The sequence below is a fragment of the Bacillus sp. FSL K6-2865 genome (assembly GCF_040311405.1).
GTDB classification, from domain to species: domain Bacteria; phylum Bacillota; class Bacilli; order Bacillales; family Bacillaceae; genus Bacillus; species Bacillus velezensis.
In genome coordinates this window covers 1,299,505-1,314,952 of the sequence record NZ_CP152036.1, presented here as the reverse complement: position 1 = coordinate 1,314,952, position 15,448 = coordinate 1,299,505, and the positions used below count along the sequence as shown (strand labels likewise).

At 46.9% G+C, this 15,448-nt stretch carries 14 protein-coding genes and 3 riboswitches; of the genes, 7 read left to right on the top strand and 7 right to left on the bottom strand.

The features are described 5' to 3' along the window. Positions 1–2 precede the first annotated feature (2 nt). Positions 3–168, bottom strand: a riboswitch (M-box (ykoK) riboswitch). A gap of 106 nt (positions 169–274) precedes the next feature. Further along, complete coding sequence (locus NYE42_RS06720; RefSeq protein ID WP_003154740.1) at positions 275–412, bottom strand: transcriptional regulator SplA domain-containing protein; 138 nt, start codon at positions 410–412, stop codon at positions 275–277. An 88-nt stretch (positions 413–500) separates the two neighbouring features. Continuing rightward, positions 501–1,763 (bottom strand): glycoside hydrolase family 18 protein, encoded by a 1,263-nt coding sequence (locus NYE42_RS06715; protein ID WP_352426845.1) that lies wholly within the window; start codon positions 1,761–1,763, stop codon positions 501–503. A 148-nt stretch (positions 1,764–1,911) separates the two neighbouring features. Then, positions 1,912–2,025: riboswitch (TPP riboswitch) on the top strand. Between the two features lie 179 nt (positions 2,026–2,204). Here NYE42_RS06715 and NYE42_RS06710 point away from each other — a divergent pair. Genes NYE42_RS06710 through NYE42_RS06700 form a run of 3 tightly spaced genes read left to right on the top strand, consistent with a single transcriptional unit; the run spans position 2,205 to position 5,164 of the window. Next, positions 2,205–2,804 (top strand): ECF transporter S component, encoded by a 600-nt coding sequence (locus NYE42_RS06710; protein WP_007407218.1) that lies wholly within the window; start codon positions 2,205–2,207, stop codon positions 2,802–2,804. Continuing rightward, a complete protein-coding gene (locus NYE42_RS06705) occupies positions 2,791–4,428 on the top strand; it encodes an ABC transporter ATP-binding protein (protein ID WP_085341929.1) in 1,638 nt (545 codons plus the stop codon). The genes NYE42_RS06710 and NYE42_RS06705 overlap by 14 nt, the downstream gene beginning before the upstream one ends. Further along, positions 4,403–5,164, top strand: coding sequence for an energy-coupling factor transporter transmembrane component T (locus NYE42_RS06700; RefSeq protein ID WP_007407220.1), 762 nt, complete (start codon positions 4,403–4,405; stop codon positions 5,162–5,164). Before NYE42_RS06705 ends, NYE42_RS06700 begins: the two co-directional genes overlap by 26 nt. A gap of 45 nt (positions 5,165–5,209) precedes the next feature. On the opposite strand, the gene NYE42_RS06695 is transcribed toward NYE42_RS06700, so the two are convergent. Then, the gene (locus NYE42_RS06695) at positions 5,210–6,043 is read right to left on the bottom strand and encodes an STAS domain-containing protein (RefSeq protein WP_352426844.1); all 834 of its coding nucleotides are present in this window, start codon (positions 6,041–6,043) and stop codon (positions 5,210–5,212) included. Between the two features lie 219 nt (positions 6,044–6,262). On the opposite strand from NYE42_RS06695, the gene NYE42_RS06690 reads away from it, so the two are divergent. Next, positions 6,263–7,222 carry a S8 family peptidase gene (locus NYE42_RS06690; protein WP_007407222.1) on the top strand — a complete coding sequence of 320 codons (960 nt, stop codon included), beginning with the start codon at positions 6,263–6,265 and terminating at the stop codon, positions 7,220–7,222. 139 nt (positions 7,223–7,361) lie between these two features. After that, positions 7,362–7,516, top strand: a riboswitch (SAM riboswitch). 83 nt (positions 7,517–7,599) lie between these two features. After that, a complete protein-coding gene (gene metE, locus NYE42_RS06685) occupies positions 7,600–9,888 on the top strand; it encodes a 5-methyltetrahydropteroyltriglutamate--homocysteine S-methyltransferase (RefSeq protein ID WP_352426843.1) in 2,289 nt (762 codons plus the stop codon). Between the two features lie 48 nt (positions 9,889–9,936). On the opposite strand, the gene yeiL is transcribed toward metE, so the two are convergent. Next, positions 9,937–10,608: a transcriptional regulator YeiL gene (gene yeiL / locus NYE42_RS06680; protein WP_042635136.1), complete on the bottom strand. Its 672-nt coding sequence runs from the start codon at positions 10,606–10,608 to the stop codon at positions 9,937–9,939. Positions 10,609–10,689: 81 nt separating this feature from the next. On the opposite strand from yeiL, the gene NYE42_RS06675 reads away from it, so the two are divergent. Next, on the top strand, positions 10,690–11,874 hold the full coding sequence (locus tag NYE42_RS06675; protein WP_106080315.1) for an MFS transporter: 1,185 nt from the start codon (positions 10,690–10,692) through the stop codon (positions 11,872–11,874). 271 nt (positions 11,875–12,145) lie between these two features. Beyond that, on the top strand, positions 12,146–13,135 hold the full coding sequence (locus NYE42_RS06670; protein WP_352426842.1) for a collagen-like protein: 990 nt from the start codon (positions 12,146–12,148) through the stop codon (positions 13,133–13,135). A gap of 19 nt (positions 13,136–13,154) precedes the next feature. On the opposite strand, the gene NYE42_RS06665 is transcribed toward NYE42_RS06670, so the two are convergent. The 3 genes from NYE42_RS06665 to NYE42_RS06655 are packed head-to-tail and all read right to left on the bottom strand — an operon-like array spanning position 13,155 to position 15,354. Then, positions 13,155–14,282, bottom strand: a complete 1,128-nt coding sequence (locus NYE42_RS06665) for a glycosyltransferase (protein WP_352426841.1) — start codon at positions 14,280–14,282, stop codon at positions 13,155–13,157. 4 nt (positions 14,283–14,286) lie between these two features. Beyond that, complete coding sequence (locus NYE42_RS06660) at positions 14,287–14,748, bottom strand: hypothetical protein (RefSeq protein WP_352426840.1); 462 nt, start codon at positions 14,746–14,748, stop codon at positions 14,287–14,289. Positions 14,749–14,769: 21 nt separating this feature from the next. Next, positions 14,770–15,354, bottom strand: coding sequence for a hypothetical protein (locus tag NYE42_RS06655; RefSeq protein ID WP_225045758.1), 585 nt, complete (start codon positions 15,352–15,354; stop codon positions 14,770–14,772). Positions 15,355–15,448: the final 94 nt, after the last annotated feature.

Here is a 15,448-nt window from a genome sequence, read left to right as displayed (position 1 = left end):
TGCGGGGCCTCCAATCGTAGAGCTTTAGCACTGTATGGCATAGGACAGCCATCCAGCTGCGTTAAGAATCACCTTATGTCGATGATTCCTGTTGACCCATTGGCGTCTTTGGACATTTTTGGGCAGCAGCGTATCTCCATACAGGAGCCTCACCTAACGAAGTTCTTATTTGAATTGACACACTGAGATTACAGAAAAAAAAGGAATGTGTCAACCTTAAATTTGTGATTTCAGCACATGCCTATAAAATAAACGGAATAAAGGCATAAAGCCCTTATTCCGGCAAATCGCTTTCATCCTCTTCTGAAAGGAAATGATAGGATTCATGCAGCATGAGCGCATACTCCCCTTCTTTTGTCGGATGCGGTACATACTCAGCCTCGTTGATATACTGCTCTTCCCTTTTCTTCATATGACAGACCTCCTGTTCAATTTTAGATTGTCCAAAAGAAGATCCGTTATCATAGGAAAAAAAATCACTTGCGGAGCGGGACATGCAGCTATATTTTTCGGATCGTGAAAAAGTTCCTAAGCAGCCACGGGCCCGGTTTGAAACCGAGCGTTAATTGCCACGCGCCGATCGCCTGCAGTCCGAACTCCCGAACGAGAACCATTTTTTCACTCATGCTCCGCACATCCTCAAACCACACTTCATGCGTTCTTCCATTTTCATCAGTATACCGGAAGTAAGGGGAACGCTCCTGCTGGGAATAACGGATCACTGATTGGTGCTTCATGGCCGTTTCCATGGCGCGCTGATTGGAGATGGCGGATCCGATCGTTCCCGGACGGTACGGAATCACCCAATCATACCCGTATAGCGGAACACCGAGAATCACTTTTCTTCTCGGCACCCTGCTGATGGCAAAATTGATCGTTTGCCTGACCTCTGTCAAAGGCGCCACGGGTCCCGGCTCACTGCCGGCGTGGTGCCAGTCGTACGCCATAATGAACATATAATCGACGACGGCTCCGATTCCGCCGTAATCATATCCCCTCAGCCACGGCACTGCATCACTTGTTTTCGCCGGAACCGATATCGTTAACGCGAGCTGATGCTCTGAAAGCCGGGTTTTTAACTGCCGGAGAAATCCTGTGAAGAGGTCCCTGTCAGCTTCTCTGACCCGTTCAAAATCAATATTTACACCGCCGTATCCCTTTCTTACGGTTAAGGAGACGATATTGTTGACGAGATTCGTTCTTGCCGTCGGATTTTGCAGCACTTGATGGGCTAATTCCGGACTGAATCCCCCTTCTGTCAGATTCGTAATGACGGCAAGCGGGCGCACTCTGTTCTGCCATGTGGTTTCTATTGCGGTTCTGTCGTTTAAATCGTTAATGATATCTCCGTTCGGGCCAAAATGATATTCAAACAAAGAAATCGCCGAAGAATACGGCGCAAAATCATTAATTAGCTCTCTATCCGCTTCAGGCGTCCGAATGACATAAAATTGCAGGGTTCCCGCAAGATAGTTAGAGATATCAGGGATCTTCACTTTCATACCCGCCCGCAGCCGGTTCGGCGGAATATCCGGGTTTGCCTGCATCAGCTGCATCTGCGGCACATAAGCCTTACCTGCGATAACGGCATACGTATCATTCGGCTGAACCGTATATTCATTAAAAGGGATTAAAAGCGCCTGCCCCGGAACGATATTCGTTTCCTCAAGCCCATTGACGCTTCTGATGCTGTCAACAGGGTATCCGTACTTTCTGCTGATGGAAAATAACGAGTCACCAGACTGCACTGTATGAACAAACATAGATGTCCTCCGTTTCCTTTTGATCAAAAGGGCTCTACTTATCTTTATGAATGATCATCCGGTCCGATTCCAAACTCTGTTTGAAGAAAGGCTGTTTACAAATCAGACATGATCAACTATGATGATGTCATCATAAAAAACTGTATAGGAAACGCACTAGGGGTGCTGTTATCGGCTGAGATAAAACATGCGGCAGGCATGTTTTGATCCCTTATAACCCGATCTGGATAATACCAGCGTGGGGAAGTGCAGATTGACCGGAGCGCAGGGTTTTTCCCCATGCGTTTTCGTTCTGCTGCTGCATATTCCCTCGGATATGCAGTTTTTTATTTTTCATTAAAAAACGGGGGAGGACACCGCAATATGAAACTGAATATGAACCGCCTGTAAAATCATCTCTTTCATACATACGACTATCCGATAAGAAAGCAGGAGATCACAATGAAAAATTGGAAAATGAGAGAAATTGTCGTCATGTCCGTCATCAGTGTTGTATTTGCTGTCATTTATTTAGTATCAACTCATGCAAGCAATATAGCGGCAGGGTTTTTCGGCCGGATGAGCTATGAACCGATTTACGGTATCTGGTTTATCGTCTCGGTAATTGCCGCGTACATTATTCAAAAACCGGGAGCGGCTCTCGTTTCTGAAATCATCGCCGCTTTTGTGGAGTGCTTACTCGGAAATCCGTCAGGACCGATGGTGATTCTGATCGGGATCGCACAGGGAATCGGTGCGGAAGCGGTCTTTTTTGCGACACGCTGGCGGGTGTATACCCTGCCCGTGCTTCTTTTATCCGGTATGGGGTCTTCTGTGACGAGCTTCATTTATGACTTGTTCGTTTCCGGATACTCTGTTTTGAATCCGGGTTTATTAGCCGTCATGCTTCTCATCCGTCTGATCTCAGGTGCGCTTCTTGCCGGCCTTCTCGGCAAAGCAATCAGTGATGCGCTGGCTTACACAGGGGTGCTGAACGGCATGGCGCTCGGAAAACAATTCAAGAAGAAAAAGAAACAGGTGAACCAAGATGCAGGCATCTGAGCCCCTTCTATCGGCCGGCCGTCTTACCTTTTCTTATGATCAGGATGAAAAGCCGATTCTTCAAAACGTGTCCTTTCAGCTCCGGAAAGGAGAGCGGGCTTTATTGCTCGGGCCGAGCGGATGCGGCAAAAGCTCGCTCGCTCTCTGTTTAAACGGTCTGTACCCGGAAGCATGCGATGGGGTTCAATCGGGAACCGTTTCTTTATACGGAACACCTCTTTTACATCTGACAGAGCCCGCCGCCAGATCCATCGGCGTCGTGTTTCAAGATCCGGACCAGCAGTTTTGCATGCTGACGGTTGAAGATGAAATCGCCTTCGGCCTGGAAAATTTGCAATATACAAAAGAAGATATGGACGCAATCATCGATGACGTTTTAGAAAAATTAGAGATCACTCATCTGAAAACGCGAACGATCGCTTCGCTGTCAGGCGGTTCAAAACAAAAAGTGGCGCTCGCCTGTATCATTGCGATGGAACCTGAACTCATTATTTTGGACGAACCGACGGCACAGCTTGATCCATATTCCGCACGTGAATTGGTGCGGCTGATCAAAGATCTTCAAGCAAAAAAAGGCTTCGGCCTTCTCGTTATCGAACATCAGCTTGATCATTGGGCTCCGTGGATGGACAGGACGATTGTCCTTGACGAAACGGGTCAGAAGGTGATGGACGGAGAGACGGACGTTATCTTTGAAACAAAGATTGAAGAGCTGATGCAGCTCGGCATTCCGATTCCGCGTGTGATCTCATTGCAGGAGCACGTCAGCATTCCTTTTACATTGTGTAAAGAAAAGCTGTTTCAAGAATCTGTACCGTCTCTGCCCGAACCCCGGCCCGCCGCGCTTTCGGCAGAAGACGCGCTGAGCGTTCACGAGCTGTCATTCTCAAGAGGGGCAGACGTCATTTTTCAGGATGTGAGCTTTTCCGTAAAAAAAGGTTCAATCACCGCGATTGCCGGCCCTAACGGAACAGGAAAAACAACGCTCCTTTCTGCCGCGGCCAAGCTCATCCGTCCGCTGGGCGGAGACATCAAAATAGACGGCAGACCGATTGATTCCTATTCTGAAAAAGAGCTGCGGCGGCTGATCGGATATGTTTTCCAAAATCCTGAACACCAATTTGTCACAGATTCCGTCATTCAAGAGCTGATGTTCGGTTTTGAAAGCAGCAGAGCCGCAAAGGAGAAAGCTCTTCAGCTGTTAACCCGATTCGGCCTGAGACGCCATGCCTCACAGCATCCGTTTTCTTTAAGCCAAGGACAAAAACGCCGGCTCAGCGTCGCAACGATGCTTATGCACAATGTGAACGTTTTGATGCTTGATGAACCGACTTTCGGACAGGATGCCAAAACGGCGCGGGAGTGTATGCAAATGCTCCGTGAGATTCAAAAGGAAGGAACGGCTGTTTTGATGGTGACACACGATATGGAACTCGTCTCAGATTATGCCGACACGATCCTTGTGCTCTGCGGCACGAAACTGGTATTCCGGGGAACTCCCGACGCTTTATTTTCTGATAACACCGGGATCGCCGAGCAGGCGCATTTGGCTTTACCGCTGCGGTATGAATGGATGAAACACGACAGGAGGCGGAGAAATGAACTTGCGGCTGGAGGCTGTTAACCCGTCAATAAAGGCGGCGGCTGTATTGTTATGCGTCATTATGCTGTCGTTTATTTATAATCCGTACACCCCTGCTTTGTTTTATATCATCATTGCGGGAGGCGTCCTCTCGGCGGGGCGTGTGCCGCTGAAAAAATGGCTGCTGTTCACGATTCCGTTTGTCATTCTGGCCTTCGGTTCTTTATGGACAGCCGCCGTATTCGGAAACGTCCCGACAACCGGAAGCAACCTGCTGTTTAAGCTCGGGCCGATTGCCGTCAACAGTGATAACGCGGCGCTCGGGATTTCTATCGCGTTTCGTATTTTATGTTTTTCCGCTTTGTCGATGATGTTTCTTTTCACAACCGATCCGATTCTGTTCATGCTCAGTCTGATTCAGCAGTGTAAGCTGCCGCCCAAGCTTGCATACGGCGTTATCGCGGGGTTCCGGTTTCTCCCTCTTCTGAAAGATGAAATCCTGATCATCCGGCAGGCGCACAGAATCAGGGGCGCGGGGTCTGATTCCGGGCTGAAAGGAAAGCTCTCCGCCTTCAGGCGCTTCACCATTCCGCTATTGGCAGGCGCAATCAGAAAGGCGGAACGCACGGCGATCGCGATGGAATCTAAAGGCTTTACGGGGAGCCGAAACCGCACGTTTTACAGAACTGTTACCGTGCGCCGCGCCGACTGGTGCTTTTTCCTGCTCGTGCTTCTGTTATTCGGCGCAAGCTGGCTCATTTCATTGTTGTTTGTATAAAAACAGGCCGCCGGAGTGATTCGGCAGCCTGTTTTGTTATGTATGTTATTGATGATAATTGAGAGCCTGAGCGAGATTGGACTTGATCGTAATATCTGAGAAATTAATGCCGAGCTGTACGGCGGTTTGAGCGATTTCCGGCCTGATTCCGGATAAAGTGGACGTGACGCCGATCAATTTCAGCGCCTCAACTAATTTAAAAATCTGATGCGCCACCATCGTATCGACAACCACTACACCCGACAGGTCAATTAACAGATGTTCAATCAGCCGTTTTGCACATGTGCTCAGCGTATTTTCAAGAATGAATTTGGCGCGCTCCGTGTCAATATCGCCGACAAGCGGCAGCAGCGCCGTCCGTTTGCTCAGCGTGATAACCGGCGAGCTTAACTCCAAAATCATTTCTCTTTGCGCATTCAGCTGCATTTTTGAGTTATGCTCGGCATGATCGACAAACGTGTAAATCGTAAAATCAAATACTTGTACAATTAAATTCTCCCATTTCTTCCTTTCTCCCTGTGCAAACGAAGATTCATGTTTATCGGCAAACGCATCATAATAACTGATGTATAGTCTCCGGTTTCTCATGAATTCACGGACCACATACTGTACGGGAGTATCCAGATGCTTCTGGTCTTTCGCAAGCTCAATCACCCACCGCTCGAACTCTTCTAAAAATTCTTTTTCCGGCATGATATACATTTTATTAATATGCCGGTAAAATTCTTTATCCTGCTCCGTCAGTTCTTCTGTGATGACGGGATTTGTCAAAGAATAAATCGAATTCGGATCCGAATCTTCCATCGTTTCGATCCACTCTTTCGCAATTTGATCCACTTGTTCTGAAAAATAGTTGTATAATGCTTCACTTATCTTCATATCTCTTCTCCTTTCCCATTTCCAATTATACCGTCAGCGGATCATGAATGAAAATAAAAGCTGTTAAACTATCCATTTATTTGAAATTTTTTAGTGCGATAGATTACGCCTTTTTTATGAAAATGCTTCAAATGACTCTTTCCGGCCGGCATGCTCTGCCATAAAATAGTAGCAACACCCTTGTATCCACTCGCAAGCATAAAAAAGGAGGGCTTTTTTATGAATGGTGAAATGCATTTGATTCCTTATGTCACGGATGAACAGATCATGGAGGTGAACGAGCTTCCAGAGGGGATTAAAGTGATTAAGGCGCCAGAGTTGTGGGCAAAAGGGTTTAAAGGCAAGGATATTAAAATCGCGGTGCTTGACACAGGCTGCGACATCAATCATCCTGATTTGAAAGACCGGATTGTCGGCGGGAAAAACTTCACCGATGATGACGGAGGCAAAGAAGACGCGATTTCCGATTATAACGGACACGGGACACACGTTTCCGGAACGATTGCCGCCAATGATTCAAACGGCGGAATTTCGGGTGTCGCGCCGGAAGCAAGCCTTTTAATCGTTAAAGTTCTCGGCGGTCAAAACGGCAGCGGCAAATACGAATGGATCATTAACGGCATCAACTACGCCGTTGAACAAAAGGCCGATATTATTTCCATGTCACTCGGCGGGCCAAGCGATGTGCCTGAATTGAAAGAAGCCGTCACAAATGCGGTAAAAAGCGGTGTTCTGGTCGTTTGCGCGGCAGGAAACGAAGGCGACGGAGACGAACGTACAGAGGAACTGTCGTATCCAGCCGCTTACAACGAGGTGATCGCAGTCGGATCAGTCTCAATCGCCCGTAAATCGTCTGAATTTTCAAACGCCAATAAAGAGATTGACCTGGTGGCTCCGGGAGAAAATATTCTCTCCACCCTTCCCAACCATAAATACGGGAAACTGACGGGCACTTCAATGGCCGCCCCGCATGTGAGCGGAGCGCTTGCCTTAATAAAAGGGCTTGAACAGGACGCGTTTCAGCGGACGCTTTCTGAGGCTGAAGTCTACGCCCAGCTCGTGCGGCGGACCCTTCCTTTGGACATCGCCAAAACATTGGCCGGGAACGGATTCCTGTATTTAGACGCGCCTGAAGTGCTGATGGAAAGAGCCGAACAGGCACAGCTGCTGTCTTTCTGATATTTTTCTCATATAATGATTGATCAGCTTGTCACATCACCAATTTTTAAAATGTGAGATTTTCTATTGACAGTGATCTGAATAAACTGATAAGATAACCAACAAATGATGTAACTTTTCAAAAAAATTGAAATATTTTCTCTTATCGAGAGTTGGGCGAGGGATTGGCCTTTTGACCCCAACAGCAACCGACCGTAATTCCATTGTGAAATGGGGCGCGTGATTTTTGCGCCGAGACGACTGTCTCATAAGGCACGGTGCTAATTCCATCAGACGTGATCTGAGAGATAAGAGAGGCTTGCATTTTGAAGTTAAAGCCTCTTTCTCTCATGAGAAAGAGGCTTTTTTGTTACATCTCACTTAAAGGAGGAAACTTAATGACAACAATCAAAACTTCGAACCTCGGTTTTCCGAGAATCGGCTTGAACAGAGAATGGAAAAAAGCGCTTGAGGCTTATTGGAAAGGTAAAACTGATAAAGAAACGTTTCTTAAAGAGCTTGACGGTTTATTCTTATCAGCTGTCAAAACACAGCTTGACCAACATATCGATATCGTGCCGGTCTCTGATTTCACCCATTATGACCATGTGCTTGATACAGCCGTCAGCTTTAACTGGATTCCGGAAAGATTCCGCAGCATCACGGATCCCGTTGATACATACTTTGCGATTGCCCGCGGTGTAAAAGACGCCGTTTCCAGTGAAATGACGAAATGGTTTAATACCAACTACCATTACATCGTTCCTGAATATGACGAAAGCATTGAATTCCGTCTGACGAGAAACAAACAGCTTGACGACTACCGCCGGATCAAAGAAGAATTCGGAGCGGAAACAAAACCTGTCATCGTCGGTCCGTACACATTCGTCACACTTGCGAAAGGATACGAAGAATCAGAAGCGAAAGCGATTCAAAAACGCCTTGTTCCTCTTTATGTGCAGCTGCTGAAAGAACTTGAAGCTGAAGGCGTAAAATGGGTTCAGATCGATGAGCCGGCCCTTGTGACAGCTTCTTCTGAAGACGTCCGTGCCGCAAAAGAACTCTATGAAGCGATCACAAAAGAGCTTTCAGGACTGAATGTCCTCCTGCAGACATACTTTGATTCGGTTGATGCATATGAAGAACTCGTTTCTTATCCCGTACAGGGAATCGGGCTTGACTTCGTGCATGATAAAGGCAGAAACCTTGAGCAGCTGAAAAAGCACGGCTTCCCGAAAGATAAAGTGCTGGCAGCCGGTGTGGTCGACGGACGCAACATTTGGAAAATCGATGTTGAAGAACGCCTGGACGCGGCTCTGGATATCCTCAGCCACGCTGATGTTGAGGAGTTATGGATTCAGCCTTCAAGCAGCCTTCTGCACGTGCCGGTGGCGAAACACCCTGACGAGCATCTTGAAAAGGATTTGCTGAACGGCCTGTCATACGCTAAAGAAAAACTGGCGGAACTCGGCGTCTTAAAAGAAGGGCTTCTGTCCGGCAAAGCGGCCGTCAGTGAGCAGATCGAAGAATCAAAAGCGGCACTTAAGGCTTTAAAAGCATTCGCAACAGGAGCGAACTCAGCTCAAAAAGAAGAGCTGAATCAGCTGACGGAAAAAGATTTCTCCCGTCCGGCAAGCTTTGAAGAACGATTGGCGCTGCAGAATGAATCACTCGGTCTTCCCCTTCTGCCGACGACGACAATCGGAAGCTTCCCTCAATCTGCAGAGGTGCGGAGCGCACGGCAAAAATGGCGGAAAAAAGATTGGACGGATGAACAGTACCAAGCCTTTATTAATGCGGAAACGAAGCGCTGGGTTGACATTCAGGAAGAAATCGGCTTAGACGTGCTCGTTCACGGAGAATTCGAGCGGACGGACATGGTCGAATACTTCGGTGAAAAACTGGCCGGATTCGCCTTTACGAAATATGCATGGGTGCAGTCTTACGGTTCACGCTGCGTACGTCCGCCTGTCATTTTCGGAGATGTCGAATTTATCGAACCGATGACGGTAAAAGATACGGTCTACGCCCAATCGCTGACGGAAAAACACATGAAAGGCATGCTGACGGGACCTGTCACCATCTTAAACTGGTCATTCCCGCGTGTGGATATTTCAAGAAAAGAAATCGCCTTCCAGATCGGGCTTGCCCTTAGAAAAGAAGTAAAAGCGCTCGAAGATGCCGGTATTCAGATTATCCAAGTGGATGAACCCGCGCTCCGCGAAGGACTGCCGTTAAAAACGCAGGATTGGGATGAATATCTAACTTGGGCCGCAGAAGCATTCCGGTTAACGACGTCTTCTGTGCAAAATGAGACGCAAATTCATACGCATATGTGTTACAGCAACTTTGAAGATATCGTAGATACGATTAATGATCTTGACGCGGATGTCATTACAATCGAACACAGCAGAAGCCACGGAGGATTTTTAGAATACTTGAAAGAACATCCTTACGTGAAAGGCCTCGGACTCGGTGTATACGACATTCACAGCCCGCGTGTGCCGGCAACTGAAGAAATCTATCAAATTATTGATGACGCGCTTGAAGTGTGTCCGACTGACCGCTTCTGGGTAAACCCGGACTGCGGACTGAAAACAAGACAGCAGGAAGAAACCGTTGCTGCATTAAAAAATATGGTCGACGCCGCGAAACAGGCACGAAAAAAACAAGCTCAGCTTGTATAATGAAAACAGCCATCCGTAACTTACGGGTGGCTGTTTTTTCTGGGCGTGCTACTTATTCTTCAGCGCCTTCGCAAGTTCACTTAGTGAATCATGCTGCTTAATTTGATAGCCCCGCCCTTCTTTTTGCAAATACCCTTTTTGGCAGAATTGCGTCAGCACATGCAAGAGATGACGGTAAGATACACCCAAATAATCACAGACCGTTACGTGCTTCTCTTTATAACCCCCTTTATAAGCCGTCTGCAAAATAAAATCGGCCAGCCGGTTTTCAAGCGGGAACGCCAGACTTTGTGAATATTTCGAAGCCATAAGCGTTGCCTTAGCACTTAAAAACTTAGCCAATTCACGCAGGAATTTCGCATCCTGCAGCAATTGCGCGCGGCAGCGGTAAATAGGCAGAGCAAAACAAACAGTCTTCGTTGAGGCTTGAATTCCTTTTGTGTAATACACTTCATGTAATAGTTCCATCTCTCCGATGTAATCATCTTTGTTGATAAAATTAATTAAAGAAACTTTCCCGTTTTGGTGGGTTACATATATTTTCGCTTTTCCTTCAAGCACGTAAAACAGGAAGTCAGGCCTCCTGCCCTCTTGAATAATCCATTCGTCCCGCTCATATTCGCGCACTTCCATAAACTCTTCAGCGGGGAAAGAGAATAAATGCGCGATTGAGTGTTTTTTTAACTGATGCCGCTTTTTCTCGCCTTTATAAATTTCCATCGTCCACCCCAAAAATATGAGATATCTCATATTGTCTTTATGTCTTTACATGATAACATGCCAATTAAAGGAGGAACGGGAATGAAAGCATATCGCTGGATGAGTCTGCATTTTTTTAGTTTTTTTATGACATGGGGTGTTTTTCTGCCCTATTGGACGGGATGGATGGTGCATATAAAAGGGGTTTCCGTATCCGAAGCCAGTTTCATTATGAGCCTGGGCTTGGCGGCAAGAGGGATTTCCACATTATTTTTCTTCCCTTATTTATCAGGAAAATTCAGCAGCAAAGCCTTATTAAACGGCGCCAGAACCGGGACGCTTCTCGCACTTTTATGTTATATTCCCGCTGATTCTTTTCAAAGCCTGCTTCTTGTCACATTAGTGCTGCATGTGTTTTACCCTGCTTTAATGCCTGCTTTAGACAGCGCTTGCGGCGTCCTTGTACAGCATAACGAATTAAAGGCCTATGGGACAAGCCGACAGTGGGGGTCCGCGGGTTTTGTTTCAGCCGGCGTCATCCTGTCCGTCTTTACAGGTATATTCGGAGATCAAGCGATTTTATGGGCACTGCTTTTGGGCACCCTGATATTCGCATGCCTCAGCTTTATGCATGCGCCAGCTGTTCTTTCAAAACGGCCGGAAACAGACCGCGCAAGAAAAGAGGGCATGTTTGCTTTATTCCGCATCAAATATTTCGGTCTGGTGCTCGCAATCGTTATCTTACTGCAGGCGGCACACGCGTCTTATTACAATTACGGTTATCTCTTTTTGCAGGAAATCGATGCCCCCGCTTATGCCATCGGAATCATTATCAACATCGCCGTTATCGCGGAGATTATCTTCTTTGCAATCGCTGACCGATACTTTCATCAATTTACGGCAGGCTCTTTGCTCGCCTTGGCGGCGCTTGGTGCTACCGTACGCTGGATACTCGTATTTGCATTTCCGCATGTCATCATTTTCTGTATTGCGCAGACGCTGCATGCCTGTTCATTCGCGATGGGACACTATGCATTTATGAAATACTTAATTAAAAATATTTCACCCGCGCAAATCCCGAAAGCCCAAGGCATATATTCAGCGCTTGCTCTCAGCTGGAGCACTGCGGTATTTACTATTTTCGGAGGTTTTTTATATGAAATTGAACCCCGGTATGCCTTTATCGGAATGATTGTTTGTACGATCCCATCCATGCTTCTCGCCCTTTTATACAGAAAACTTGAAATGAAAAAGAGAGTTTTTGCAGGAAACGCACAAGATATATAGCCATCGCTTTATAGACGATCACATGTCCCGCTGTCATTTTGACCGATTTGCGAATGCTGTGCGATGTATTTTCTCTATATTTAAAGTATTTCCTTCATATATGATGAAATCAAAAACAGCGGTATAACCCGCTCAATTGGTTTATAAAGGGAATCCATTCAGAAACTTGGACAGAATCCGTGAATATACTGATACAGTACTGCTTACGCTCATTTCGGGGAACTTTGTTCGTAATAAAATGATTTTCAACCAACTCATAAGGAGGGACATTGTGTCACAGCCTAATTTGCCCAATATCACCCCTGTCGTTACACTTTCCAGAGACGATACCATTAACCTTCTTCTTTCGTCAATTGCTATGGAAGAGCTGGGAATGGCACATATTCTGAATGCGGAAGGTGAAAAAATCCAATACGCGCTCGGAGCGATTCCCGGATTAACAGGGCCCCCGTCAAGTCTTGCGGATATTCTTAACCTGAATGAGAGCGTCCGGGATACGCTTGACAGCTTAATGAAACAGGAGCTTCTTCTCGGTTCAAAATTGGACAGTATCTCAAATATCCCTACACTGGCGGGACCGACTGGTGCTACGGGGCCGACGGGACCGACGGGAGCAATCGGACCGACGGGGGTCACCGGTGCGGGTCTTCAAGGGATTGTTGCTTTTAATCCGCTGATTGCCCCCACTTACACAACCGGACAGGTTGTCTTGTATAACGGAAGCTCTTACGTCGCCAACGTAAACAGCCCGGCGGGAACCCCTGGAGCCTCAGCTGACTATACACTTTTAGCTGCGGCGGGAATCACCGGCGCTACTGGCGGTACCGGGCCGACCGGAAGCACCGGAACAAGTCTGACAGCAACTTCCGGCTATGCGAGCAATACGGGCGGCGGTGTTGTCGCAGTTATTGTCGGCGGCACGACCATTTCCTTACCGAATGAACAAAACCTTTCGGCAGATATTACGGCTAATGCCGCAAATACCATATTTACCGTTGCTCCGGCGGGACGGTACTATATTTCCTACCATATTAATTTAACGGCCGGCTTGCTTGTAAGTTCGCGTATTTTAATCAACGGCACTCCTCCTGCAAGTTCGATTATCGCCCCGGTCGCGTCTTTGGCAAACTTTAATAACTCCTTTATTGTGACTTTGCCAGCAGGCAGCACCATCCAGCTTCAGCTGTTCGGATTATTGGGTGCGGCCACATTGCTTGGAGGAAGCGTCGGTGCAGCTTTAAACATTATTCGATTATCTTAATGGAACATGCAAAAAAGGATCAGGCGTTTGTCCGCTGATCCTTTTTTAATTGAGACAGAAGTTCTTTCGCGGGTTTAAATTGAGGATTGAACTTCACGGATTTTTTGGCGTAAGCGATGGCCGTCATATCATGGTTTAATGCAGCATGGCATTTCGCCATATAATAAAATGCTCTGAAATCGGCGGCACCTTTTAAAATGAAGTGATCAGCGTTTTCTCCTTCAACCTGCGTTCCGTTATCAAATGCTTTGATTGCCGCTCTGTACTTTTCCAAATGATATAATACAAGGCCTTTATAATAATGAAGATTGCTGTAATCAGGATATAGCTTGAGCACTTTTTCAATCCCTTGTTCGGCTTCTTCATACCGTTTGAGCTCAAGCAATATTGTATATTTCAAATAATACAGGAGAGACGGAGGCATTCGTTTTTCGCTTAAAAATTGAAAAATTGAGCCGTTGACAAGATGTAATGCTTTTTCATAGTCTTTGATTCTGTAGCATTCACTTGCCAAATGATAGACAAGCCACGGATCAGGATTTTCCTCTGAAAGCTCTTCATTTAAAATGCTGATATTCCGTTTATGTTTTTGCTTGATCTTTTCTTCCTGCTCCAAGTAGCCGTAGTGATGAATCACACATGGGAGCGTGAAAAAATCATTGTTTTCTTCCTCATTGGAAGCCGAGATATTCTCGTGAATTCTGCCTTGATACAGAAGGCCTTTATGATTGCGGAACAGTCTCGGCTGCATACTTTCAAACGCTTCGTTTTCATCGAGCTGCTTCCCCGTATAATTGATGATTTTCAAAAGGCCCCGGCTCGGTAATCCGTCATGAAGCAGCGAAGTTAAAAAGCGGCCCGTCTCCTGATCGAGCTCTTCATCCGCGTCAAGCACTAAAATCCAATCTCCTTCGGCATGCTGCAGGGCGTAATTTCTGGCCTTTGCGAAATCATTCTCCCATTCGAAATCAAACACTCTTGCCTGAAAGCTTTTGCATATATCTTTTGTATTATCTTGTGATCCGGTGTCTGCGATGACGATCTCATCAACGATGTCTTGTACACTTGATAAACAACGGGAGATGTATCTCTCCTCGTTTTTCACAATCATGCAAAGAGTCAGTTTACATTCAGCATTTCCGCTCATTTTCTCACCTTTCCCGATTTTGGAGTTGTTGATTGAACCAAGGCCGTTCAGGAGTGCCGTTCATCGAGATGATGACAGGCCGCACCCATCTGACGGCAGGTTCGGCAGTTTCCGTATTCCATTCCTGAAGCTGCCTGACAGCCCGCTTCGTAATGGGATGCGCCCGGAATTCGCGCGGGCTTTCAAAAATGAATTTTTTCGTTCGTTCCGTCACTGTCTTCATCTCATGAAAGTGCCGCTCATACATCTGCTTCTGCTCTTCTTCCAGGCTGATCATTAAAAACAGACGGCCGCCTGTTTCCATCTGCCAGCGGCACAATGCGGAGAACAGCCTGATTTCTTCTTTGTAATTTGAACCCCTTCTTTTATCCACGGTCACAGATAATATATGTAACAGCGCAATCGTGAGACAATGCATAGCTTCAAAAGATGCCTGTTTCGCTTTTGAGATGCTTGAATACGGCATATGCTTCACCCGTCTCTTTTTTTATGAACGCTCCCCGCCTTTTTTCTTCCAACCGCAGTCCTCACAATCCCCGCACTCACAGCAGCTAATGCGGCCGTAAAACAGGCCGTCACACGGATCTTCCGGATCACTGGGATCGTCTGGATTCCACGGGTCATCAGGATCGCCCGGATCACTCGGATTACTTGGGTCGTCCGGATTCCACGGGTCATCAGGATCGCCCGGATCACTCGGATTGCTCGGGTCGTCCGGATTCCACGGGTCATCAGGATCGCCCGGATCACTCGGATTGCTCGGGTCGTCCGGATCCATACAGACTTCAGAATCCTGTAAGAAGATAATGTCCTCAAGCTTCGTCTGCAAAAGGAGTTGTGATTTCATGACGGTGCGCAGGAGCCGTTCAGTGCTTCTATTGATTGATGACAATTCCTCCAAGGAGGGATCGCCGGAAGCGCCGAGAAACATTTGAATCCTTTCCGCTTCCGCCTGCAGAATATGGGATAGTCCGATTTCTTCCATAGCCACGGATGAAAGAAGGAGGTTCAGGGTCTCACATCTGGAGAGTGTAATGTCGGGGGTGATGTTCGGTATGTTTGGAAGAGACATCGATTTCTCCCTCTTTTCTCTTGGTGTCATTATGCAAAAGTGCTATATCGTATTCATATTCCGGGAGAGAAGAGATCATTACTGATGTTTTCGT

Excerpts from the sequence above, each read along its gene's own strand:
- NYE42_RS06690 (WP_007407222.1), top strand. The coding sequence starts at position 6,263 with ATGAATGGTGAAATGCATTTGATTCCTTATGTCACGGATGAACAGATC.
- metE (WP_352426843.1), top strand. The coding sequence starts at position 7,600 with ATGACAACAATCAAAACTTCGAACCTCGGTTTTCCGAGAATCGGCTTG.
- NYE42_RS06715 (WP_352426845.1), bottom strand. The coding sequence starts at position 1,763 with ATGTTTGTTCATACAGTGCAGTCTGGTGACTCGTTATTTTCCATCAGC.
- NYE42_RS06660 (WP_352426840.1), bottom strand. The coding sequence starts at position 14,748 with ATGCCGTATTCAAGCATCTCAAAAGCGAAACAGGCATCTTTTGAAGCT.
- NYE42_RS06665 (WP_352426841.1), bottom strand. The coding sequence starts at position 14,282 with ATGAGCGGAAATGCTGAATGTAAACTGACTCTTTGCATGATTGTGAAA.
- NYE42_RS06700 (WP_007407220.1), top strand. The coding sequence starts at position 4,403 with ATGAACTTGCGGCTGGAGGCTGTTAACCCGTCAATAAAGGCGGCGGCT.
- NYE42_RS06710 (WP_007407218.1), top strand. The coding sequence starts at position 2,205 with ATGAAAAATTGGAAAATGAGAGAAATTGTCGTCATGTCCGTCATCAGT.
- NYE42_RS06705 (WP_085341929.1), top strand. The coding sequence starts at position 2,791 with ATGCAGGCATCTGAGCCCCTTCTATCGGCCGGCCGTCTTACCTTTTCT.
- NYE42_RS06655 (WP_225045758.1), bottom strand. The coding sequence starts at position 15,354 with ATGTCTCTTCCAAACATACCGAACATCACCCCCGACATTACACTCTCC.
- NYE42_RS06695 (WP_352426844.1), bottom strand. The coding sequence starts at position 6,043 with ATGAAGATAAGTGAAGCATTATACAACTATTTTTCAGAACAAGTGGAT.
- NYE42_RS06720 (WP_003154740.1), bottom strand. The coding sequence starts at position 412 with ATGAAGAAAAGGGAAGAGCAGTATATCAACGAGGCTGAGTATGTACCG.
- NYE42_RS06675 (WP_106080315.1), top strand. The coding sequence starts at position 10,690 with ATGAAAGCATATCGCTGGATGAGTCTGCATTTTTTTAGTTTTTTTATG.
- yeiL (WP_042635136.1), bottom strand. The coding sequence starts at position 10,608 with ATGGAAATTTATAAAGGCGAGAAAAAGCGGCATCAGTTAAAAAAACAC.